At 71.3% G+C, this 23,038-nt stretch carries 19 protein-coding genes; 3 read left to right on the top strand and 16 right to left on the bottom strand.

The window, feature by feature from the left end:
* Positions 1-46 precede the first annotated feature (46 nt).
* The 9 genes from cobA to ACH4DZ_RS21815 all read right to left on the bottom strand — a co-directional run bounded on the left by cobA (position 47) and on the right by ACH4DZ_RS21815 (position 13,006).
* A complete protein-coding gene (gene cobA / locus ACH4DZ_RS21775) occupies positions 47-1,303 on the bottom strand; it encodes a uroporphyrinogen-III C-methyltransferase (protein WP_398288895.1) in 1,257 nt (418 codons plus the stop codon).
* A 254-nt stretch (positions 1,304-1,557) separates the two neighbouring features.
* Entirely contained in the window at positions 1,558-5,616 is a 4,059-nt protein-coding gene (cobT, locus tag ACH4DZ_RS21780; protein WP_398288896.1) for a nicotinate-nucleotide--dimethylbenzimidazole phosphoribosyltransferase, read from the bottom strand.
* A gap of 468 nt (positions 5,617-6,084) precedes the next feature.
* Entirely contained in the window at positions 6,085-7,293 is a 1,209-nt protein-coding gene (gene cbiE / locus ACH4DZ_RS21785; protein WP_398288898.1) for a precorrin-6y C5,15-methyltransferase (decarboxylating) subunit CbiE, read from the bottom strand.
* 177 nt (positions 7,294-7,470) lie between these two features.
* Positions 7,471-8,109 (bottom strand): GNAT family N-acetyltransferase, encoded by a 639-nt coding sequence (locus tag ACH4DZ_RS21790; protein WP_398288899.1) that lies wholly within the window; start codon positions 8,107-8,109, stop codon positions 7,471-7,473.
* Between the two features lie 153 nt (positions 8,110-8,262).
* Positions 8,263-9,096 carry a MetQ/NlpA family ABC transporter substrate-binding protein gene (locus tag ACH4DZ_RS21795; RefSeq protein WP_398288900.1) on the bottom strand — a complete coding sequence of 278 codons (834 nt, stop codon included), beginning with the start codon at positions 9,094-9,096 and terminating at the stop codon, positions 8,263-8,265.
* Between the two features lie 54 nt (positions 9,097-9,150).
* A complete protein-coding gene (locus tag ACH4DZ_RS21800) occupies positions 9,151-9,978 on the bottom strand; it encodes a MetQ/NlpA family ABC transporter substrate-binding protein (RefSeq protein ID WP_398288902.1) in 828 nt (275 codons plus the stop codon).
* A gap of 102 nt (positions 9,979-10,080) precedes the next feature.
* Complete coding sequence (locus ACH4DZ_RS21805) at positions 10,081-10,920, bottom strand: methionine ABC transporter permease (protein WP_398288904.1); 840 nt, start codon at positions 10,918-10,920, stop codon at positions 10,081-10,083.
* Positions 10,917-11,981, bottom strand: a complete 1,065-nt coding sequence (locus ACH4DZ_RS21810; protein ID WP_398288905.1) for a methionine ABC transporter ATP-binding protein — start codon at positions 11,979-11,981, stop codon at positions 10,917-10,919. The genes ACH4DZ_RS21805 and ACH4DZ_RS21810 overlap by 4 nt, the downstream gene beginning before the upstream one ends.
* A 377-nt stretch (positions 11,982-12,358) precedes the next feature.
* Positions 12,359-13,006, bottom strand: a complete 648-nt coding sequence (locus ACH4DZ_RS21815; protein WP_398288907.1) for an HAD family hydrolase — start codon at positions 13,004-13,006, stop codon at positions 12,359-12,361.
* Between the two features lie 69 nt (positions 13,007-13,075).
* Here ACH4DZ_RS21815 and ACH4DZ_RS21820 point away from each other — a divergent pair, with 69 nt between their 5' ends.
* Both ACH4DZ_RS21820 and ACH4DZ_RS21825 read left to right on the top strand, forming a co-directional pair.
* Positions 13,076-13,435, top strand: coding sequence for a hypothetical protein (locus tag ACH4DZ_RS21820; protein WP_398288908.1), 360 nt, complete (start codon positions 13,076-13,078; stop codon positions 13,433-13,435).
* 1 nt (position 13,436) lies between these two features.
* Positions 13,437-13,922, top strand: a complete 486-nt coding sequence (locus ACH4DZ_RS21825; RefSeq protein WP_398288909.1) for a hypothetical protein — start codon at positions 13,437-13,439, stop codon at positions 13,920-13,922.
* Positions 13,923-14,007: 85 nt separating this feature from the next.
* Here the strand turns inward: ACH4DZ_RS21825 and ACH4DZ_RS21830 are convergent, their stop codons facing one another.
* From ACH4DZ_RS21830 to ACH4DZ_RS21840, 3 genes are all read right to left on the bottom strand, one after another.
* Positions 14,008-14,511: a GNAT family N-acetyltransferase gene (locus ACH4DZ_RS21830; RefSeq protein ID WP_398288910.1), complete on the bottom strand. Its 504-nt coding sequence runs from the start codon at positions 14,509-14,511 to the stop codon at positions 14,008-14,010.
* A gap of 46 nt (positions 14,512-14,557) precedes the next feature.
* Positions 14,558-15,064: an RNA polymerase sigma factor gene (locus ACH4DZ_RS21835; protein ID WP_398288911.1), complete on the bottom strand. Its 507-nt coding sequence runs from the start codon at positions 15,062-15,064 to the stop codon at positions 14,558-14,560.
* Positions 15,065-15,238: 174 nt separating this feature from the next.
* Positions 15,239-16,441: a glycerophosphodiester phosphodiesterase gene (locus ACH4DZ_RS21840; protein ID WP_398288913.1), complete on the bottom strand. Its 1,203-nt coding sequence runs from the start codon at positions 16,439-16,441 to the stop codon at positions 15,239-15,241.
* 451 nt (positions 16,442-16,892) lie between these two features.
* Here ACH4DZ_RS21840 and ACH4DZ_RS21845 point away from each other — a divergent pair, with 451 nt between their 5' ends.
* Positions 16,893-17,567 carry a lysophospholipid acyltransferase family protein gene (locus tag ACH4DZ_RS21845; RefSeq protein WP_398288914.1) on the top strand — a complete coding sequence of 225 codons (675 nt, stop codon included), beginning with the start codon at positions 16,893-16,895 and terminating at the stop codon, positions 17,565-17,567.
* 279 nt (positions 17,568-17,846) lie between these two features.
* Here ACH4DZ_RS21845 and ACH4DZ_RS21850 read toward each other — a convergent pair whose 3' ends face one another.
* From ACH4DZ_RS21850 to argH, 4 genes are all read right to left on the bottom strand, one after another.
* A complete protein-coding gene (locus ACH4DZ_RS21850; protein ID WP_398288915.1) occupies positions 17,847-19,364 on the bottom strand; it encodes an MFS transporter in 1,518 nt (505 codons plus the stop codon).
* Positions 19,361-19,912, bottom strand: coding sequence for a TetR/AcrR family transcriptional regulator (locus ACH4DZ_RS21855; RefSeq protein ID WP_398288917.1), 552 nt, complete (start codon positions 19,910-19,912; stop codon positions 19,361-19,363). The genes ACH4DZ_RS21850 and ACH4DZ_RS21855 overlap by 4 nt, the downstream gene beginning before the upstream one ends.
* Positions 19,913-20,007: 95 nt before the next feature.
* On the bottom strand, positions 20,008-20,979 hold the full coding sequence (locus ACH4DZ_RS21860; protein ID WP_398288918.1) for an aldo/keto reductase: 972 nt from the start codon (positions 20,977-20,979) through the stop codon (positions 20,008-20,010).
* A 616-nt stretch (positions 20,980-21,595) separates the two neighbouring features.
* Entirely contained in the window at positions 21,596-23,029 is a 1,434-nt protein-coding gene (gene argH, locus ACH4DZ_RS21865; RefSeq protein WP_398288920.1) for an argininosuccinate lyase, read from the bottom strand.
* Between the last annotated feature and the right edge of the window lie 9 nt (positions 23,030-23,038).

Consider the following 23,038-nt stretch of genomic DNA (forward strand, 5'->3'; position numbering starts at 1 on the left):
CCTGGGTGCGGTGCCAACGGCTTGGAACGGGTTGTGTTACCCGGGGTTACTCAGATGCCCCGTCAGAGGTCTCGAACGAGCCGTCCGCCCCCACGGTCACGACCTCCCCGATGACGATGACCGCCGGGGGCCGCACCTCTTCGGCACGGACGGTCTCGGCGACCGTGGCCAGGGTCGCGTCGACGCGGCGCTGCGCCGCGGTCGTGCCCTCCTGGACGAGTGCCACGGGGGTGCCGGGTGCCTTGCCGTTCTCCATGAGGGTACGGGCGATGGCACCGATCTTGTCCACGCCCATCAGGACGACCAGGGTGCCGCGGAGCTTGGCGAGCGCCGCCCAGTCGACCAGGGAGCGTTCGTCGTCGGGGGCCACATGACCGCTGACGACCGTGAACTCGTGGGCGACTCCGCGGTGCGTGACCGGGATGCCCGCCGCGCCCGGGACGGAGATCGAGCTGGAGATGCCGGGAACGACCGTGCAGGAGATGCCCGCCTCGGCCAGCGCCTGGGCCTCCTCCATGCCGCGGCCGAAGACGAAGGGGTCGCCGCCCTTGAGCCGGACCACCGACTTGCCCTGCAGGGCGTGCTCGATGAGCGCGTTGTTGATGGCCTCCTGGGCCATGAAGCGCCCGTACGGGATCTTCGCCGCGTCGATCACCTCGACGTGCGGCGGGAGTTCGGCGAGCAGGTCGCGCGGGCCCAGGCGGTCGGCGATGACCACGTCCGCCTCGGCGAGGAGGCGACGGCCGCGGACCGTGATCAGGTCCGGGTCGCCGGGACCGCCGCCGACCAGGGAGACGCCGGGCGTACGGGTGCGGTGGTGGCGTGCCACGAGGGTGCCGTCGCGCAGCCCCTCGACCACCGCGTCACGGATGGCCGCGGTGTGGCGGGGGTCGCGGCCCTTGGCGTTCGTGGTCAGGACGGCCACCGTGACGCCCTCGCTGTGGCCCGTCGCCGGGGTCCAGGCGGTGGCCTCGTCCGCGTCGTCCGCGCGGACGCACCACACACGGCGGGCCTCGGCCTCGGCGGAGGCCTCGGCGTTCGCCGCGGAGTCGGGAGTGGCGATGAGGACGTACCAGGATTCCGCGAGGTCGCCCGACTCGTACCGGCGCCTGGTCCAGGTCAGTTCGCCGGCGTCCGCCATGGCCTCGACCGAGGGGGTCGCGGACGGGGATACGAGCTGGATCTCCGCGCCCGCCGCGATGAGGGACGGGAGGCGGCGCTGGGCCACCTGGCCGCCGCCGAGGACCACGACACGGCGGCCGGCGAGGCGGAGGCCTACGGGGTAGGCGGGGTTTTCGGCCATGGAGGTGCGGCTCCTCATGCGGGTGGTGCGGGGTGGCGCGCTGCGGCGGTGGAGCGCGCCTGACGTGCGGATTTTATGGGGCGGGGCGGTGGGGGGCTGGGGTGGGTGGGGGTACTTTCCCCTGGCCCGCCCCTTCCCGAAACCGGGGCTGCGCCCCGGGCCCCCGCGTGTGCGGGTCCGTCGTCGGTCTGTGCCCACCCTCCCCCACGCTCGGCTCCGCTCGCGCGGGGGGGGCACAGACCGACGACTCGCGCCTACTTCTCCGTAACGCCCGCCGAGTCGAACGTCGCCACCTCGTGCATCGCCCTGGCCGCGCTCTGGACCACCGGGAGGGCAAGGAGGGCGCCCGTGCCCTCGCCGAGGCGGAGGTCGAGGTCGACCAGGGGGCGCAGGCCCAGTTTGTTGAGCGCGGCCACATGGCCAGGTTCGGCGCTGCGGTGACCGGCGATGCAGGCCGCGAGGACCTCAGGGGCGATCGCTCGGGCGACCAGCGCGGCGGCACCGGCGCTGACACCGTCCAGGATCACCGGCGTACGCAGGGAGGCACCGCCGAGGAGGAGGCCGACCATCGCGGCGTGCTCCAGGCCGCCGATGGCCGCCAGGACGCCGATCGGGTCGGCCGGGTCCGGCTGGTGGAGTTCCAGGGCGCGGCGTACCACGTCGGTCTTGCGGGCCAGGGTCTCGTCGTTGATGCCGGTGCCGCGGCCGGTGACCTCGGCCGGGTCGCTGCCGGTGTAGACGGAGATCAGGGCGGCGGACGCCGTGGTGTTGGCGATGCCCATCTCACCCGTGATCAGCGCCTTGTTCCCGGCCGCCACCAGATCGCGGGCGGTCTCGATGCCCACCTCGATGGCCGACCTGACCTCCTCGCGGGTCAGCGCGGGACCGGTCGTCATGTCGGCCGTGCCCGCCCGGACCTTGCGCGGCAGCAGACCCGGGGTCGCGGGCAGGTCGGAGGCCACGCCCACGTCGACGACGCAGACCTCGGCGCCGACCTGGGCGGCGAAGGCGTTGCAGACCGCGCCGCCGCCGAGGATGTTGGCCACCATCTGGCCCGTGACCTCCTGCGGCCACGGGGTGACGCCCTGGGCGTGTACGCCGTGGTCGCCGGCGAAGATCGCGACGGCTGCCGGTTCCGGGATCGGGGGCGGGCACATCCTGGACAGGCCCGAGAGCTGGGCGGAGATGATCTCCAGCATGCCGAGGGCCCCGGCAGGCTTGGTCATGCGCTTCTGGCGCTCCCAGGCCTCGCCGAGCGCCTTGGCGTCCAGCGGCCGGATGTTGGTGATGGTCTCGGCGAGCAGGTCGTGCGGCTCCTCGCCGGGCAGGGCGCGCCGGCCGTACGTCTCCTCGTGGACCACCCAGGACAGCGGACGGCGCTTGGACCACCCCGACTGCATCAGCTCGGGCTCGTCCGGGAACTCGTCGACGTATCCGACGCAGAGGTAGGCGACGACCTCAAGGTGCTCCGGCAGGCCGAGGCCGCGGACCATCTCGCGCTCGTCGAAGAAGCTGACCCAGCCCACGCCCAGGCCCTCGGCACGGGCCGCGAGCCACAGGTTCTCGACGGCGAGCGCCGAGGAGTACGGGGCCATCTGCGGCTGGGTGTGGCGGCCCAGCGTGTGCCGGCCGCCCCGGGTCGGGTCGGCGGTGACGACGATGTTCACCGGGGTGTCGAGGATGGCCTCGATCTTCAGTTCCTTGAACTGCTTAGCGCGGCCCTTGGGCAGCGACTTGGCGTACGCCTCGCGCTGGCGCGCGGCCAGTTCGTGCATCGTGCGCCGGGTCTCGGCCGAGCGGATGACGACGAAGTCCCAGGGCTGTGAGTGACCGACGGACGGCGCCGTGTGGGCCGCCTCCAGGACGCGGAGCAGCACGTCGTGCGGGATGGGGTCGCTGCGGAAGCCGTTGCGGATGTCGCGGCGCTCGCGCATGACGCGCAGGACGGCCTCGCGCTCGGCGTCGTCGTAGCCGGGCGCGGCCGGGCCGGTGGACTCACGTGTCTGGGCCACGGCGGCCGTGCTCTCTTCCTGGTCGGCGGCCCGGGTGTCCAGGTCTTCCGCCTGCTGTGCGACTACGGGCTCCGGGCTGTCGTCCTCGGCCCCGACGGGTGGCTGCGGTACGGGGAGCGCCCCGGTCCCGGGGGCCGGCTCGGGCTCCCGGGGGGCCGGCAGTACGAGGATCGGCTCGTCGTCCAGCTCCTCTTCGGACGCGAGGTCGGGCCCTGCGGCGGGTACCGGCGCGAGGGCCGGTCCCGGGGCGGATTCAGCCACGGGCTCCGGCGCGGACTCCGGCGCGGGCTGCTCGACGAGCGCCGCGGGCGGGGCCGCCGCCGCTTCGGCGGGCTGCTCGGCCCGCTCCTCGGGAAGGGGCACCACCGTCACGCCGTGCGGCGGGGTGGGGGCAAGGTGCGGGGTGGTCGGGACCGCGCCCTCCACCGGTACGAACTGTCCGACCTGCTCGCCCTGTCCGACTTGCTCGCCCTGCTCGATCTCTACGGCATGCTCGTTCTCTACGGCTTGTCCGACAGGCTGCTCCGGCGTCTGGAAGCCGTCCTGGAGCTGGGCCGCCTCGCCCTGCGACTCGTCCTCGAAGGTCTGGGCGGCGGGTGCCGTGGGTGCCTCGGGGTGCGGGACGGGGTCGGGCTGGGTCGGCTGTGCCGTGCCGGGGGCAGCGACGCTCGGGGCCGCCCCCTCCGCCGCCTCCACCGGGCTCCCGGGCTCGGCAGGCGCGGCGAAGTGCGGGGCCTCGGCGGCCTCCTGCATCTGGAAGGCCTCCGCGACGACGGGATCGGCCTCCACCGGCTGAGGCTGCGGCTGCGGTTGGGGCTGCGGCTCCTGGAGTCCGGTGTGCGGTCCGGCCTCGGCGAAGGGCACGGCCGCGTCCTGGGCCTGCGGTTCCACCAGGTGGACGGGCTGCGGGACCGGTGCCGGGTACTCGGGGTGCTGCGTCGCGTCTTCGGTAGCCGGGGCGGCGGGGGCCTCAGCGGCGTGCTGTCCGGCCGCGTCGTCCGAAGGGTGGGCGAAGTGGACGGCGGCGGGTGCGGCCGGGAAGGGCGTGGGCTGCGGGGCGTGCGCGAAGTCGGGGAGCGCCTGGGCGTACTCGGGTCCGGGGCCCCCTTCCGGAGCCTGCGGGAACAGCGAACCGTCGGCGAGCTGCGGGGCCTGCGCGTAGTCCTGCACCAGGACCGGTTCCGGAACCTGGAGAGCTTCCGGGGCCTGGTCGTTGCCGGCCAGTTGTTCAGGGGACTGGACCGGTTCCGGCTGCGGAGGAACGTACGCCTCCGCGGGAGCCTGTTCCGGAACCTGCGCGGCTTCCGGAACCTGCGCGGCGGCCACTGCCGGGTCGAGGACCGCCTGAGCCGGGGCCTCTACGGCCTGAGCCGGGTCCACCACGCTCTCGGCGGGCCCCGCGACTACCGGGGCGGGCGCCGCCTCGGAGAGCGGGTCGACACCCGAAGCGTCCTGCGGCTGTGCCTGCGCCGGGGTCTGGGGCAGGGTCTGGTTCTGGTTCTGGTTCTGGTTCTGCGGGAATCCTGCCGCCTGCTCCGGCACCGAAACAGCCTCGGCCTGCTCCGGCGGAACGGGAACCTCCTGGTTCTCGGCGAGCGACGGCCCCTCCCCCGCGTCGGACGCCTGCGCCACCGGCGCGGACGCCTGCGCGACGGGCGCGGCCCCCGCGGTCACCGGAGCGCCCGCGTACGCCTCCGTACCCGCACCTGACCCCGCACCCGCCGGGAAGACCGTTTCTGCAGGCGTCCCCTCGGAGACGACCTGTGCCACCGGAGGCGCGACCTGGACCTGAGCCCGGGCGCCCCAGGGAGACGCGCCCTGCAACGCGATCTCGTCACGCGGCGCGTCGAGGTACTCGGGGCCGGACGTGGCCGGGCCGGTCTGCCGCCCGGGGAACGGGGTGCCCGGGGCCCCCGCCGGACCGCGGTCGGCGAGCGAACGCACCGGGCTGCCGGCGCCGTCCGGGGTCGGCGGGCCGAGGTGCAACGGGCGACGGGCGACGGGCGGCTGCGGCGCGGAGGACGACATCCGGACGGCGCTGAGGTCGACCGAACCGCTGTCGCGGCCCGATGTCTCGTGCGGACCGGGCTCGTGGACGGCCTCGACGACCGGCACCGGGACCGGTGGGGCCACCTCGTTGCCCCACGCACCCTGGGCGCCCGGCAGCAGCAACAGGTCTTCGTCTTCGGCGGTGGGCTCGGAGAGGTAGGTGTACGCACCGGGGGCGGGGACGCCCGGCTGCTCCACCATGCCTGCGTTCTCCGGCAGTCCCTCGCCCGGGACCTGGCCGGTGTCGGTCATGCGTACCCCTCGCCCATCGGTTTAGTGCTCCTACGACCTGCTCGTCCGGGGCGGCGCACCGACCGCCCGTCATGAGAACGAGCACACGGGCCGGGCGGCACGAACGACCGGTCGACAAAGCCATTAACTGGCATTGTCGCGGTCGGCCCGCCACCGCGACAGGGTGATCCGTCACGGCCCGCTGTGGACTGCGCCACTTTGCGCGTCCTCCGGTTCTGCCGTACCACACGCCCCTCAAAATGGGTGCGTTTCGCGGGCATTGACCGGCGAAATACCGGACAACCCGATTGCAGTACAACGATCGGCCAGCCTACCGCGCGCAGTACGACAACAGGATCACAGGACGATGATCAGCACCTGGGCGGCGGCGTCCCCGAAGGGTCGCGGGGACCGCGCGCCCAGCCACGACACGCCCGCAGACAACGCACCGGCCCCCGGCGGAACACTCCGCGGAGCGCTGCGGCGGAGCTACGGACGGCGGTCCAGCTCCCCCGAGAGCAGAAACGCCACACTTCGCTCCTTCTCCGTCCAGGCGCGGGTGTCCAGTTCGACGGACTGCAACAGGGCGCACTCGACCCGGTAGCCGTGCTCGGTCAGGTCCCGGCCGATGAGTTCGGCGGCGTCGCGGGTCGAGGCGTGGGTGACGATCCGCTCGGGGCGCCGGTCGGCGACGGCGGAGACCACCGCGGCACCGCCGCCCCCGACGCGCACGACGTCCGGCTCGGGGAGGTCCTCAAGGATGTACGGGGCGGTGCCGTGCGCGATCTGGAACTGGACGCCGAAACGGCGGGCGGTCGCCATGGTGCGGGCGCAGGCGTCCGCGTCGCGGTCGACGGCGATGACGGCGGCGCCGCAGCGCGCTGCCTCCGTGGCGAAGGCGCCGCTGCCCGAGCCGATGTCCCAGACGAGGTCGCCGACCCTCGGCCCCAGGCGGGCGAGTTGCGCCGCGCGCAGCACCTCGGTCTCGCCCTCCCCCAGTTCGTCGCCGTACATCTCGTCGGGCAGCGCCCAGCCGCGCTGGCCGGTGCCCGGGTCGCGGCCGGCGATCCAGCCGCCGCCCTCGGAGGAGGTGACCGGTCCGCCCATGACGATGACGACGTTCGGGTCGCGCCAGGTGTGGTCGGCGACCTTGTCGGAGGTGAGGATCGTGACGCGTTCGCGCGCGGTGCCGAGTTCCTCGCAGATGACGAAGGTGCGGTGGACTCCTTCGAGGAGCAGACCGAGTTCGGCGGGTCCGGCGCCGGGTGAGGTGAGGACGGCGACCTTGGTGTGGGCCCGGCACACGTTCACCGCGCGTCGCAGGGTGCGCCGGTGTGCGACGACCACCTGTGCGTCGTCCCAGGGCATCCCGGCGCGGGCGAAGGCGGCGGCCACGGGCGAGACCGCGGGGACGACCTCGACCTCCAGGCCGAACTCGGGGTCGCGCAGGGTGCGTACGACCCCGAAGAAGCCGGGGTCCCCGTCGGCGAGGACGACGGCCGTGCCGCGGTGGGCGGCGACGCGGCGGGCCGCGAGGGCGACGCTGCCGAGCCGGATGCGTTCGGCGGCCTGGGGCACCTCGGGGAGGGCCAGGTGGTGTGCCGCGCCCGCCACCAGTGTGGCGGCGCCGAGGGCCGAGCGCGCCGCGTCCGTCAGCGGCGAGCCGTCGCAGCCGATCACCGTGACCCGGTCGGCCATCGTTGTCAGTCTCCTGGAGTCATCGCAGGTCGTCGGATGGGCGGCGGGCCGCGGGGCAGGCGCGCGGAGCCCCGTGAGCGTACCTCGTGATGTCCGGGGGTCTCGGTGGGGGTGTCTGCGGGGTCTCCGTACGGGTCCCGGTGGGGATGCGGGCCGGAGGCCGGGGCCTCTGCCCCTTCAGTTCCAGTCGGAGTACGCGGTGAAACCACCGGTGTCGGCGAGCTGCTCGGCGATGCCCTCGATGTCCTCGGGAAGCAGGCCCCACACGATGAAGTCGGTGCGCAGGTCCTCCCAGCGCCCGTCCTCGGTGCGGGTGCGCGCTATGCAGGCACCCCGCAGGACGCCCTCGCTGATGCAGCCGATCTTCTGCGCGACCTGCTGGGAGGCGGTGTTGTCCGCCGCGGTGCGCAGTTCGAGACGCTCGAACTTCTGGTCGTTGAACAGCCACTGGGCGGTGGCGAGCGCCGCCTCGGAGGCGTAACCCTCGCCGCGGGCCCAGGGGGCGGTGATGTACGACAGCTCTGTGGAGCGGACATGCCAATTCGTGTTGCCGAGCCGGATGATGCCGACCAGGCGCTGGGTCAGGAACTCCGTGACCACGAGGTCGAGTCCGCGGCCGGAGGTGCGCTCGGCGGGTGCGGACTCGTCGATCCAGTTGCGGGCGGCGGCCTCGGTGAAGGGCTGCGGCACGGACGTCCAGGCCGCGACCTGTTCGTCGTTCATCATCTCCGTGAAGGCAGGAATGTCCTCGTCCTCAAGAGGGCGCAGCACCAACCGCTCCGTGTTCAGGGAGATGTCGGGGAAGGTGTTCGTCATGCGCCGCTCCGTAACCATCAGGGACCGTCGGGCCTGCTGAATTGCCCAGCATGCAGCATGCAGGCACCGAACTGCACCACGGAGTCGGCTCCTTGTCGACGAGTCGACACCGTGGCGCAGCGGGAACGGCTCCGGGGCGGCCGGGGAACGGGGTCACCCGGAAGTGACGGGCAGCACCGATCCCTTGTACTTGTCCCGGATGAACTTCCGCACCTCGTCGGAGGTCAGGAGCTCGGCGAGTTTCTCGACCCGCGGATCGTCCTCGTCACCCTTCTTCACGGCGAGGAGGTTCGCGTACGGGTTGTTCTTCGCGGACTCCAGCAGGACGGCGTCGTCGGCCGGGCTGAGGCCCGCGTCCTGGGCGTAGTTGTTGTTGATGACCGCGGCGGCCACGTCGTCCAGGGAGCGCGGCAGCTGCGCCGGTTCGAGCTCCTTGAACTTCAGGTTCTTCGGGTTCTTCACGATGTCCGCCGGGGACGCGGTCGTACCGGCCCCCGCCCTGAGCGTGATGACACCCTCGGAGGCGAGGAGTTTCAGGGCGCGGCCCTCGTTGGTGATGTCGCTGGGCACCGCGACGGTGACACCGTCGGGGAGGTCGGCGACGTCCTGGACCTTCTTCGAGTACACGCCCATGGGCGGCAGGTACGCGTCCACGACCGGGACCAGGTCGGTGCCCTTGGACTTGTTGAAGTCGTCCAGGAACGGCTCGTTCTGGTACAGGTTCGCGTCGAGCGAGCCCTCCTGGAGCGCGGTGTTCGGCAGGACGTAGTCCGTGAACTCCTTGATCTCCAGGTCGAGTCCGTTCTTCGCGGCGAGGTCCTTCTTGATGTACGACAGGACCTCGCCGGCCGGGACAGCGGTGGCGCCGACGATCAGCGCGCCGCCGTCACCTCCGCCGCCGGACCCCTCGCCCTTGGAACCGCAGGCGGTCAGGGTCAGGCCGAGGGCCAGTGCGGCGGCCGCCGCGGAGATGACGGGCTTGCGCATCGTCGGCGCCTTCCTCAGGTGGTTCCGGTGGCTCGGACGGTTCGGAGCGGTCGGTCAGAAGGACGCGATGACGGAACCGGCGTACTTGTCCTCGATGAACTTCTTGACCTTGGCGGAGGTCAGGAGCTTGGCGAGCTTCTTGACGCGCGGGTCGTCCTCGTTGCCCTCCTTGACGGCGAGGAAGTTGCCGTACGGGTTGTCGTCGGCGGACTCCAGCACGAGGGCGTCCTCGGAGGGCTTGAGGTCGGACTCGATGGCGTAGTTGCCGTTGATGACCGCCGCGTCGACGTCGTCCAGGGAGCGCGGGGTCTGGGCCGCCTCCAGCTCCTTGAACTTGAGGTTCTTCGGGTTCTTCGCGATGTCCTTGGGGGTCGCGTCGTTGCCCGCGCCGTCCTTGAGCGTGATGATCCCGTTGGCGTCGAGGAGCTTGAGCGCCCGCGCCTCGTTGACCGTGTCGTTCGGGACGGCGACCGTCGCGCCGCTCTTCAGCTCGTCGGCCTTCTTGATCTTGCTGGAGTAGAGGCCGAGCGGCTCCAGGTGGACCGTGACGACGGGCACGATGTGGGTGCCGTTCTTCTTGTTGAAGTCGTCGAGGTACGGCTGGTTCTGGAAGTAGTTGGCGCCGACCGAGCCGTCCTCGGTCGCGGTGTTCGGCAGGACGTAGTCCGTGAACTCCTTGACCTGGAGGTCGAGTCCCGCGTCCTTCGCGAGGTTGTCCTTCACGTAGTTCAGGATCTCGGCGTGGGGCACGGGGCTGGCGGCCACGATCAGCGGCCCGCTCGTGTCGGAGGCGTCGTCCTTGTCCGAGCCGCAGGCCGTGAGGCCCAGGGTGAGGGCTCCGGCGGCGAGGACAGCGGTGGTGAGCTTTACGGCGTTACGCACGAAAAGTGCCTTTCCATTTGGGCTGGGTGACCCCGCGAAGGGTGTGCGGGGACGTCTGCGGGTGGGGTGGGGACGTGTACGGGGAGCTGTTTACGGAGGGCTTCAGGCGACCTTGCCGACGTCGGCCGCGGGCGCTTCGGCGGAGGTGTCCGCGTCAGCGGGGCCCGTACCGGAGCCGTTGCCGACGCCGGTCCCGGGGGCTGAGCCGACGGTCGCCCGGGAACCGGAGTTCACCGCGGCCCTGCTCCTCAGCAGCCTGAGCCGCGGCGCGGCACCCGACTGCCCGCCGCGCCGGTGCAGCCCCCGCGCGGCGTAGTCGCCGACGAACTGGATGAGGGAGATGACCACGGCGAGAACGGCCACGGTGATCCACATCAGTTCGGTCTCGAAGCGCTGGTAGCCGTAGCGGATGGCGATGTCTCCGAGGCCGCCCGCGCCGACGGTGCCGGCCATCGCGGAGTAGCCGATGAGAGCGACGATCGTCGTCGTGGTGCTGGAGATCAGCGACGGGAGCGACTCGGGGACGAGCACCTTGCGGACGACGGTCCAGGTGTTGCCGCCCATCGACTGCACGGCCTCGACGAGCCCGCCGTCCACTTCGCGGACAGCCGTCTCGACCAGGCGCGCGAAGAACGGGATCGCACCGATGGCGAGCGGCACGATGGCGGCCTCACGGCCGATGGTGGTGCCGGTGATCGACCGGGTGAAGCCCATCAGCGCGACCATCAGGATGATGAACGGCATCGAGCGGGCGATGTTCACGACCTGCCCGATGACCTTGTTCAGCACGGTGTTCTGCAGCAGGCCGCCCCGGTCGGTCAGGACCAGCAGGATGCCCAGCGGCAGACCACCGACGACGGCGATGACCGTCGACCAGCCGACCATGTAGAGGGTGTCCCAACAGGCCTGCTCCAGCAGCGGCTGCATCTCGGACCAGGTCACTTGGCACCTTCCTTCACCAGCGCGGACGCCAGGGCCGCTTCTCCGACGAGCTCGATCTGCAGTCCCTGCTCGCGCAGGGAGCCGACCGGCACGACGTTGTCCTCGTACCGCCCGGGAAGTTCGATGCGCATACGGCCGACCTGCCGGCCCGCGACGGTGTCCATCGCGGCGCCGAGGATCGAGATGTCGATGTTGTACGTGCGCGAGAGCTGCGAGATGACCGGCCGGGTCGCGGCGTCGCCGTGGAAGGTGACGTCGATGACCGTGCGGTCGTCCGCCGAGGCGTCACCGCTGACCGGGAAGAGCGCGGCGGCCAGCTCGGAGCCGGGCGTGGCGAGCAGCTCGGTGACGGTGCCCGACTCGACGATCCTCCCGTTCTCCATGAGCGCCGCCGAGTCGCAGACGGTCTTGACGACGTCCATCTCGTGCGTGATGAGCAGGACGGTCAGACCCAGCTGGCGGTTCAGGTCGCGCAGCAGGTGGAGGATGGAGCGGGTCGTCTCGGGGTCCAGGGCGCTGGTCGCCTCGTCCGAGAGGAGCACCTTCGGGTCCCCCGCCAGGGCGCGGGCGATCCCGACGCGCTGCTTCTGACCGCCGGAGAGCTGGGCCGGGTAGGACTTGGCCTTGTCGGTGAGACCGACCAGGTCGAGCAGTTCCAGCGCCTTGCGGGACCGCTCCCTGCCCGACCTGCCGAGGATCTCCAGCGGCAGCTCGACGTTGTCCTGGACGGTCCGCGTGGACAGCAGGTTGAAGTGCTGGAAGACCATGCCGATACGGCTGCGCGCCTGCCGCAGTTCCCGGCCGGCGCGCGGGCCGCGCCCGGCGAGGGCCGTGAGGTCCTGTCCGGCGACGGTCACGGTGCCGGCGGTGGGGCGCTCCAGCAGGTTGACGCAGCGGATGAGGGAGGACTTGCCGGCGCCGGACTGTCCGATGACGCCGTACACCTCGCCTTCGCGGACATGCAGATCGACGCCGTCCAGGGCGGTGACCTCTCGGCCGCGCGAGCCGTGAGCCCGATACACCTTCGTCAGGCCTGTTGTCGTGATCACTGGGGTTTCCATCACTGTCGAGTGCGGGGCGTGGGTGTGCGCCGGGCACGGGTGCGTTTCGCTCGAAAGCGGCACGGTCGTCACGCGGTGGCGTCGAGAACCGGGCTTTCGGCAGAACTGCGTGCGCGGGGCAGGCTCAGTCGCGTACGAAAAGGGCGTACGGGCAGACGTGAGCGGACTCGCTTCGGGGCGCGAGGCTGGGGGTGGTGCGGGGGCCCTCTAGAAGGCGCACATTCGACACATACAGCGAGCACCGGGCGTCATGGTCGCCTCGGTCGCAAGGATGCGGCTGCTCGTCGTGGTCATGAGAAAATTAAAGCAGATCTTTGCTCGGCACAGGGAACCGCTGTCCGCATCACGGACAGCGATGGACACTCCGCGGACGCCGTTCACTCCCCGACGGAGAGCTCCACTCCTTCAGCGGTGACCAGTGCTGACACGGCCGAGAGGTCCTCGACCACGACATCCGCGGTCAGCTCGGCGGCCCGGTGCGTTGTGGTCAATGCCACGGTGGTCATGCCGGCCGCACGGCCCGCCTGGAGACCCGCGGGCGCGTCCTCGAAGACGACACAGCGGGCGGGGTCCACGCCGAGCAGCCGGGCGGCGAGCAGGAACGGCTCGGGGTCGGGCTTGCCGCGCGTGATGTCGTCGGCGGCGACCAGGTTCTTCGGGCGGATGCCGACCTCGGCGAGACGGGCCTCGCCCAGGCGGCGGGTGGCGGAGGTGACGACGGCCCAGCGGTCGGCGGGCAGCGAGTCGAGGAGCGCCTTCGTCCCCGGCAGCAGGTGCACACCGCCCGCGACGTCCTCCACCTCCAGCTGCTCGATACGCACGACGGCCTCGGGCACCCTGGCGGCGGGCAGCAGGTCGGCGGCTATCTCGGCGGCCGGGCGGCCGTGCAGCTCGACCCGGGCGAACTCCTCGGCGGTGATCCCGTACTCCGTGGCCCACCTGCTCCAGCACCGGTACACCGACTCAAGGGACGAGACGAGTGTTCCGTCGTTGTCGAACAGCAGGGCATCGGCTTGGATCTTCATGCCCTCGACCCTACGGGGCACCCCGGGGGCGAGCGCATCGGGCCTTTTGGCCCGTAATAGGGTCGCGGCATGCTTGATGCCCTGACGGTCGCGACGGCCGTCGCCGCGCTAGCGCTCGCCGCCTGGTGCGGCTGGGCCGCCCACCGGGACCAGCCGACCAAGGACTGGCACTTCATCGGCATGGCCGTGGTGACGCTCCTCACCCTCGTCCAGCTGGTGGTCGGCATCGTCCAGCTGGCCCGCGGCGAGAAGCCGGAACAGGGCACGACGATCTTCGTTTCCTATCTGATCGGCGCCTTCGCGTGCGTTCCGGCGGCGGGCTTCATGTCGCTGGCGGAGCGCACCCGCTGGGGTTCGATCACGGTCGCGGCGGGCGGCGTGGTCCTCGCGGTGCTGCAGGTACGGCTCTACGACATCTGGGGAGGCTGAGATGGCGGTGCCCGCCGAGAAGCCCGGGACGCCCGAGAAGCCCGAGGGGCCCGGGACGCCCGAGGACTCCGGGACGTCCGGCAGGCCCGGCCGCACGCGGCTCATCGGCGGCCCCGGCATCCTGCTGGTCTGGCTGTACGGGGTGATGGTCGTCGGCGCCGTGTCGCGCTCGGCCGTGCAGATCGCGACGGAATTCGACAAGGCACCGCTCGCCTACTCGCTGTCGGCGGTGGCCGGTCTCGTGTACGGCTTCATCACCTACTCGCTCGTACGCGGCGGCGAGCGGGCCCGCAGGGCGGCGCTGGTGTGCTGCGCCGCCGAACTCGCGGGCGTCCTGATCGTCGGCACCTGGACCCTGGCCGACCCCTCCGCCTTCCCCGACGCCACGGTCTGGTCGGACTACGGCATGGGCTACCTGTTCATCCCGATCCTGCTCCCGGTCACGGCGATGTTCTGGCTGCGCAGGAGCAGGGCGGCCACTTCATAGAGGGCGCGCGCCCAGCCAGGGGCGCGGGGAACTGCGCGCCCAGCCACGACGGACCCGCGGACTCCCACCGGCCCGCCCCATGGCGCTACGCGCTGGCCACGAACGCGCCGGCCCGCACATCCTTCGCCAACGTCACGAGACTGAGCCGCTCGTCGACCCGCTCGGTCGACACCGCCTCGTACCCGTGCTTCCGGTACAACCGCAGGTTGTGATCACTGCGATGCCCCGTGAACAGCTGGAAGCTCTTCGCCCCGGCATCGGCCGCGAGCCGCGACTCGATCGCGTCGAGCAACCGCCCGCCCAGCCCGTGCCGCTGCATCCGCGGGTGCACGATCAGCTTGTCGATCCGGGCCGTGCCATCCGCGCCCACGGAGCCGCGCACCGAGGCCACCACCTCGTCGCGGAGCCGGGCCACCAGGACCGTGCCGTCCGTGAGCTCCGCCTTGAGGGAGTCCAGCGGCTGGGTGAGGGGCTCGATGCTGTAGTCGCCGTACAGCTCGGCCTCGCTCTGGTAGCAGAGGAACTGCAGTTTGAGGATCTGTTCGGCGTCCTGTTCGGTCGCCGCCGAGATGGTCACGCTCATGCCCATGTGTGCATGCCTCCCGCTCACCTGTTCCGCCGGTTGTCCCTCACTCCTATCCCCGCGGTTCATGCGCCGCAACCTCCGATGTGAGCATTCGGCGCAGACAACTCAGACATCTGGAACGATCCGGACCGAGACTCCCCTGTGAGATACCCAACTCCCCCGCGATCTCCCGGTAGGTGAGGTCCTTCGGGGACAGCAGAGCCGCCATGAGGCGCGGGCAGCGGCCCGGCAGCCGTCGTACGGCGGAGTGCAGTGCGCGGCGCCGGGCGGCGCTGAGCGCGAGTTGCTCGGGCCCCGGCCGGCTGTCGTCGGCGGGCTCGGACACGTACGGCCGTTCGATGTTCGCGGTGTGCCCGGCGCGCCGCGCCTCGGTGCGGACGGCGACGCGCAGCCAGGCGGCCGGATCGGCGGGCGGGCCGTCCGTACCGAGGCGTTCCAGGAGGCGCACCCAGACGTCCTGTTCCAGGTCGCTGGATTCGGTTCCGGAGGCATATGCCTCGGCCGAGGCCTCGGCGACGAGCAGGGGGCGCAGTGTGGCGAGCATGTCGTGGGTCATATGCGGCACGACGCGGCCGCCCCGGCACGAGGTTGCCGGGACGGCCGCGCGTCACCCGACCGGGTCCGCGGGCTCGACTGTTGACGGGCGGGGCGGGACCGCAGAGGGATCAGCTGTGGATCGTTTCCGGATCGATCCGGATCAGATCTGGATCGGTTATGGATCGGTTCTGGATCAGTTCTTCTTGAGGAAGTCCTCGCGGGCGAGGAGGCCGGTGTCCGGGTTGTCGGTGAAGACGCCGTCGATGCCGGTGGCGAAGTACGTCCCGAAGGCGCCGAAGGCGTCACCGTAGGCGTCCACGCCGGTACCCCTGCGGTAGCTCGTGGGCAGGAAGGGGTTCTCGTTGCGCATCGTGTACGGGTGCAGGATCAGGCCCTCGGCGTGCGCGTCCCGGACCAGGGTGGTCGGCGTGGTGAGGTTGCCGCTCGCGTCCTTCGGAATGATCAGGTCGAGGGTCGGTCCGATGCCCTGGGCGTACGAGGCGATCCACTTCAGGCCGGCGGGCTTGACCAGGTCGGCGACCGTACGCGGGTCGCCCGTCTCCACGAAGTCCCAGGGGCGGGTGTTCGCGGCGGACAGGAGCACGGCAAGGGGGTTGTCCACCAGCTTGTTCAGGCGCTGGATGCTGGTCGGCTCGAAGGACTGGAGGATGACCGGCGAGTTCTTCTTGTCCAGGCCGTGCCTGCGCAGCACCTTGGTGACCCGCTCCTCCAGGCCGAGGCCCAGCTTGCGGAAGTAGGTGGGGTGCTTCAGTTCGGGGTAGATCCAGACCTGCCGGCCGAGCTTCCTGCTCTGCTCCTCGCGCCAGCGCAGCACCTCTTCGAAGGTGGGGATCTCCCAGCGGCCGTCGTAGAGCGTGTTGTGCGGGCGGTTGGCCGGGACGCGCTCCTTGGCGCGGAGGGTCTTCAGTTCGGCGAGCGTGAAGTCCTCGGTGAACCAGCCGGTCGTGGAGACGCCGTCGAGGAGCTTGGTGGTCTTGCGGTCCGCGTACTCGGGGTGCGCGGAGACGTCCGTCGTGCCGCCGATCTCGGGCTCGTGGCGGCACACGAGATGGCCGTCCTTGGTGGGCACCAGGTCGCCCGCCTCGATGACGTGCGCGCCCAGGTCGAGGGCGAGCTGGTACGAGCCGAGCGTGTGTTCCGGGCGGTAGCCGCTGGCTCCGCGGTGCCCGATGACCGTGGGCTTGGGCAGGCTCTTGTAGCCGCCGTTGTAGCCGCCGTTCCCGTGCTTCTCGCCGGCTCTCGCCGTGGCCGGCAGTCCGAGGACCGCTCCGCCGGCGCCGAGGACCGCGGCCCCGAGCAGTGCGCGCCGGCCCGGGGTGGTCCCGGTACGGCCCTCGTTCGAGTCCTGCGTGTCCTGCGTCCCCTGCGTGCCCATGAGCGCTCCTCCGCATACTGCCCTGCACCTGTCAAAGCGGGACTGATCGTAGGTGCGGCGGGGTGACGGGTGGGAGACCTTGGACGGAACACGTGGGTGACGGTGCGTGTCTTCCTGCCACTGCCCTGGGGAGTGGCAGGAAGGCGGGGCGCGGTCCCTCGCCCCCCACCGGTCGGCAGTCGACGTCAACGTCGACGTCAAACGGAAGTTTGGACGGCGCTGGGTGGGAACCTGCCCCATGAGGGCTAACTCGTGCGGATTTCGTCACACCGTCTCGTACGGATGACAGCCGTGTGACACGGCGCCACCCCAGGTAAACAAGGGTCAACAGTGCGTATCCAGTCGGTGAACCCGATGTGCACGACCCCGGCGTGCGCGAGTATCGTCCTCACCTGCACAGACTTGAAACCCACACAGACTTGTCACCCACCCCTTGACACCGGAGGGCCCGTTGTCCCGCTTCGCGCTCATCAAGGCAGTGCTCGGACCGATCATGCGCCTGATGTTCCGCCCACGGGTGGAGGGTGCGGAGCGCATCCCGGGCACGGGCCCGGTCATCCTCGCCGGCAACCATCTCACGTTCATCGACTCGATGATCATGCCGCTGTTCTGCGACCGCCAGGTCTTCTTCATCGGCAAGGACGAGTACGTCACCGGCAAGGGCCTCAAGGGGCGGCTGATGGCGTGGTTCTTCACCGGCTGCGGCATGATCCCGGTCGACCGGGACGGCGGACGCGGCGGTGTCGCGGCGCTGATGACGGGGCGTCGGGTGCTGGAGGAGGGCAAGGTCTTCAGCATCTACCCGGAGGGCACGCGGTCCCCCGACGGCCGGCTCTACCGGGGCCGCACCGGTATCGCGCGGCTCGCGCTGATGACCGGGGCGCCCGTGGTGCCGTTCGCGATCATCGGCACGGACAAGATCCAGCCCGGTGGTGCCGGGTTCCCCCGGCCCGGGCGGGTCACCGTTCGCTTCGGCGGGGCGATGGAGTTCTCGCGGTACGAGGGTATGGACCGTGACCGGTATGTGCTGCGGGCCGTGACGGACTCGGTGATGGCTGAGGTCATGCGGTTGTCCGGGCAGGAGTATGTGGACATGTACGCCACGAAGGCCAAGGAAGCGGCTTAGCTCCGCTGGTTTTTTGACCGGGTGGTCGTCGGTTTGTCGGCTGCGGGGCGTCTTGGGCTGAGCGCGCCGTTCCCCGCGCCCCTGGTAGTGGGGCGCGAGGACAGTTGCTACGTGACCGTCGCCGTGGGCTGAGCGCGCAGTTCCCCCGCGCCCCTGGTAGTGGGGGGCGGGGGCAGTTCGTACGTGACCGTTGCCTTGGGCTGAGCGCGCCGTTCCCCGCGCCCCTTGCGGGGTCCGGGGGCGCATGTCGATGCCGTCTCGCGCCCCTTGCGGGGAGGGCTACAGCTTCTCGTTTTTCAGCAGTGTCCATGCTGCCGCCGACGCGGCCAGTAGGACCGCCGCGCCAAGGCCCGCCGCCAGGGCGACGCCGTCGACGAAGGCCGTGCGGGCCGCGTCCAGCAGGGGCTCGGGGGTGGGCAGGGACGAGGACGCCTCCACCGCTCCGCCGAGGGATTCATGGGCCGCGTCGGCGATGTCCGGCGGTGTGCCCGCCGGGGCCGTGAAGCCCGCGTAGACGCCCGTGACGATCGAGCCGAGCAGGGCGATGCCGAGAGCCGCCCCCAGCTCGTACGCCGTCTCGGAGACCGCGGACGCGGCGCCCGCCTGTTCCTTGGGCACGCTGGAGAGGATCACGTCGGCGGTCACGGTGAAGGCGAAGCCCGCACCTACGCCCACGACCAGCAGGGCCGTGCCGAGGAGCGGATACCCGGTGGACTGGTCGAGCACGGTCAGCGCGGCCAGGGCGAACCCGATCGCGGCGAGACCGCCCGCCACGACGGCACGTACCGAGTACCTGCGGGCGAACGTTCCCGCGACCAGACCCGCCGCCACCGCGCCCACCGCGGCGGGCAGTTCGGCGAGGCCGGCCTCCAGCGGGTCGCGCCCCTGCACGAGTTGCAGATACTGCGAGAGGAAGAAGACCACTCCGGACAGGCCGAGGATGGTCAGCAGATCGGCGAGCACGGCTCCGGAGAAACCGCGGTTGCGGAACAGCCGCATGTTCAGGAGGGGGACGGGGAGGGTCAGTTGGCGGCGTACGAATCCGTACAGCGCCGTCGCTCCCAGCAGGGCCGCCACGCCCGCCGTCGCGTTCGGGCCGTGCGACGCGGCCTCCTTGATGCCGTACACGATGCCCACCATGCCGACGAGGGACAGCACGACGCTGATGAGGTCCCAGGGGCCGGGCTCGGGGTTGCGGGACTCCGGCAGCAGCTTCACACCGACCAGGACGAGGACCGCCATCACGGGCAGGTTGATCAGGAAGACCGAGCCCCACCAGAAGTGTTCGAGCAGGAAGCCGCCGAGGACGGGGCCGACCGCCGTACCGGCCGAGGCGGTGGCGCCCCAGATACCGATGGCGAGACTGCGTTCGCGCGGGTCGTGGAAGAGGTTGCGGATCAGCGCGAGGGTGGCGGGCATCAGCGTGGCACCCGCGACACCGAGCAACGCCCGCGCCACGATCAGCAGTTCGGGCGTGCTCGCATAGGCGTTGAGCACGGAGACCAGGCCGAACGCGACCGAGCCGACGAGCAGCAGCTTCTTGCGGCCGACTCGGTCGCCGAGACTGCCCATGGAGACGAGCAGACCGGCGATGACGAACGAGTAGACGTCACCGATCCACAGGAGCTGGTTGCCGGAAGGCTTCAGGTCCTCGCTGATGTAGGGGGTCGCGAGACCGAGGACGGTCGCGTCGACGGCCACCAGCAGCACGGCGAGGACGAGGACGGAGAGCGCGAGCCAACGGCCCGGTCGCTTCTCCGTCTCCGCCGCGAACGCCGGCCGCGTCGTGCTGGTCATGATTCCTCTCTCCGTAGTGCGCCGCCGAGCAAGAGCTCGACGATCATGTACTGGAAGTCCTTGGCCGCCACCCGGCCCTCGCTCACGGCCCACGCCCCGGAGGCGAAGAGCCCGTAGAGGGCCTCGGTGAGCCAGGCCGGGGTCAGGTCGATACGGAACTCGCCGCTCTCCTGGCCCCGCCGGAACAGCGCGGCGATCCGGGCGTCGATCCGGGCCCAGCCCGCGTTCTGCTCCTCGCCCTCGAACAGCTGGTTCTCGGTGTAGAGAAAACCGAGCAGCCCCGCGGCGCTCTCGAACTCGCGCACCAGACGGCGTACTGCCTCGCGGGCGGTGTCGTCGTCGAGCCGGGCCGCGTCGAGCGCGGCCTCGCACTCCTGGATGCCCAGCTCTTCGAGCGCCCGTACGAGGGCGTCCCGGCCCGCGAACTGACGGTGCAGGGTCGCCCGGCTGATCCCGGCCGCCTTGGCGACCTCGTCCATCGGGGCGGTGGCTCTGCGGGTCAGCAGGGCGGCTGCGCTGCGCAGCACGTGTTCACGGTCGACGGCCATGAGACAAGTATAGTCCAGATGAGACATGACTGTCTCACGCGGCACGTGTGACGCTCACCGGTAGGGGTTCGGTCAGGTCGGTCAGGTCGGGGAAGTCAGTGCCAAGGGAGCCCGGCGCGGTGTTCCCAGTACGCGCCCGGCTCCTCGGCCAGGGTGTCGAGACGGGCCACCTGTCCGTCGTCGAGATCGACCACCGCCGCGTGCAGGTTGGACGCGAGCTGGTTGGTGGTGGCGGCGCCGGAGAGGACCACGCCCGCCCAGGGCCTGCGCAGCACGAAGGCGAGGGCGACCGCGTCGGAGCCGGCGCCCGCTTCCTCGGCGACGGCGCGCACGGTGGCCGGCGCGTGCGGGTCGGCGAGGCGGCCGTTGGCCATGCCCTCCTTGACGATCACGGTGAGTCCGGCCTCGTGGGCTTCGGCGAGCGCGGGTCCTGCGGAGGTGTCGAGGACGTTGTACGTGGCCTGGACGGTCCGGAAGAGGGGGGTCGAGCCGACGGTCACGGCGAGCGCGGCGCGGATCGCGTCGGCCTGGGCCGGGCCGCTGGTGGAGAAGCCGACGGTCAGGCCCCGCGCGGCGGCCTCGGCCAGTTCGGCGTGCAGTTCCTTGTCGGTGAGGGCCGGGCTCTCGGGCGTCACGGAGTGGATCTGGTAGAGGTCGAGACGGTCGCCGAGCAGTTCGGCGGTCTCGGCGCGCTGCCGCTCGTACGTGGTGAGGCTGTGGTCCTTGATCTCGTGGGCGTCGGCGTCGGTGCGCCAGTCGGCCGTGTAGGTGTAGCCCCATTTGCTGCCGACGACGATGTCGTCGATGCCGGGGTGCGCCTTCAGCCAGCTTGCCAGGAACTCCTCCGAGCGGCCGTACGAGCGGGCGGCGTCGAAGTAGCGGACGCCCTGGGCGTAGGCGGCGTCGAGGAGTTCGTGGGTGCGGGTGCGCAGCGTGTCGACGCTGCGGTCCTCTCCGAGGTCTTCGTCGCGGCCGAGAGTGATGTAACCGGGGCGACCGATTGCGGCGAGACCCAGGCCGATGTGGCAGGTGGGGGTGGTTGCTGTTGCCAGTCGGGCGAAGGGCATCGCGAGCTCCGTTGGTCGGCTCCGGGACGGCTGTCCGACCAACGTATCCCGATGACCTTCGGGTGGGGGGAGGTGTTCCGGCTCGGGACGGGCGGGGCGGGCGGGGCGGGCGGGGCGTTCGTCGGGTGCGGGTGCGTCGTGGCTTGTCGCGCAGTTCCCCGCGCCCCTGCAGACGAAGGGCCGGGGCTCCGCCCCACGGCTCCCTTGGGCCGGCCGCCTGCTGCGGGCCGCCTGTGGCTGAGCGCGCCGTTCCCCGCGCCCCTAAAAACAAAGAACCGGGGCTCCGCCCCACACCCCCCTTGGGCCAGCCGCCTGCTGCAGGCCGCCTGTGGCTGAGCGCGCCGTTCCCCGCGCCCCTAAAAGCAAAAGGCCGGGGCACAGGCCCGTTTTTTAGGGGCGCGGGGAACTGCGCGGCCAGCCACGACGGGCCCGCAGCATGCCATCGGCCGTCCCCCTCCAAGGGGCGCGGGGAACTGCGCGGCCAGCCACGACCGGCCCGCAGCTTGCCATCGGCCGTCATCCCCCAAGGGGCGCGGGGAACTGCGCGGATGACCGCGGCGTGCCCGCAGTGTGTGGTCGGCCGTCAGCCCCCCCGTACCTACAAAAGAGGCGCAGCCTACCGGTTGGTCTTGGCCGTGGCCCACGCGTGCTGGGACGCCACGTCCGACTTCACCTCGGTGAGCTGGACGGCGACCGCACTCGGAGCCGTACCGCCGCGCGCGTCGCGGGACGCGAGCGCGCCCGGCACGTTCAGGACGGACCGCACCTCGGGCGTGAGATGCACGGAGATCTTCGCGAACTGTTCGTCGGTGAGCCCGTCCAGCTCGACCCCGTCGGCCTCGGCGACCTTCACACACTCCCCCGCGACCTCGTGCGCGACCCGGAACGGCACCCCCTGCTTCACCAGCCACTCAGCGATGTCGGTGGCGAGCGAGAACCCGGCCGGGGCCAGCTCCTCCATCCGCTCGCGGTTGACCGTCAGCGTGGCCATCATCCCGGTGAAGGCCGGCAGCAGGACCTCCAGCTGGTCGCAGGAGTCGAAGACCGGCTCCTTGTCCTCCTGGAGGTCGCGGTTGTAGGCGAGCGGGAGGGCCTTGAGCGTGGCCATCAGGCCCGTCAGGTTGCCGATCAAACGGCCGCTCTTGCCGCGCGCCAGCTCCGCGATGTCGGGGTTCTTCTTCTGCGGCATGATCGACGAGCCGGTGGAGAACGCGTCATGGAGGGTGACGAAGGAGAACTCCTTCGTGTTCCAGATGATGACCTCCTCCGCGATCCGCGAGAGGTTGACGCCGATCATCGCGGTGATGAAGGCGAACTCGGCCGCGAAGTCGCGCGAGGCCGTGCCGTCGATGGAGTTGCCGACGCTGCCGTTCTCGAAGCCGAGATCCTTCGCGACCGACTCCGGGTCGAGACCGAGGCTGCTTCCCGCGAGCGCGCCGGAGCCGTACGGCGACACCGCGGTCCGCTCGTCCCACTGCCGCAGGCGCTCGGCGTCCCGGGAGAGGGCCTGCGCATGGGCCAGCACATGGTGGGCGAACAGCACCGGCTGGGCGTGCTGCAGGTGCGTACGGCCGGGCATCGCGACGTCCGGGTGCGCCTCCGCCAGACCGACGAGCGCGTCCTGGAGCTCGGCGATCAGACCGCCGATGATCCGCGCGTGGTCGCGCAGGTACATCCGGAAGAGCGTGGCCACCTGGTCGTTGCGCGAACGGCCCGCGCGCAGCTTGCCGCCGAGGTCGGGGCCGAGCTGCTCCAGGAGTCCCCGCTCCAGGGCGGTGTGGACGTCCTCGTCGGCGACGGTACCGACGAAGGAGCCGTCCGCCACGGCGGCCTCCAGCCGGTCGAGGCCCGCCAGCATGCGGGTCAGCTCGTCGTCGTCGAGGAGGTGCGCCTTGTGCAGCACGCGCGCGTGGGCACGCGAACCGACGATGTCGTAGGGCGCCAGCCGCCAGTCGAAGTGGACGGACGCGGACAGCTTCGCCAGGGCCTCGGCAGGACCGTCGGCGAACCGGCCGCCCCAGAGCCGTACGTCACCGCTGTTGCTGCTCACTGGCTGCGC

The sequence above is a fragment of the Streptomyces sp. NPDC017991 genome, from assembly GCF_044328075.1.
In the GTDB taxonomy this organism is placed as follows: domain Bacteria; phylum Actinomycetota; class Actinomycetes; order Streptomycetales; family Streptomycetaceae; genus Streptomyces.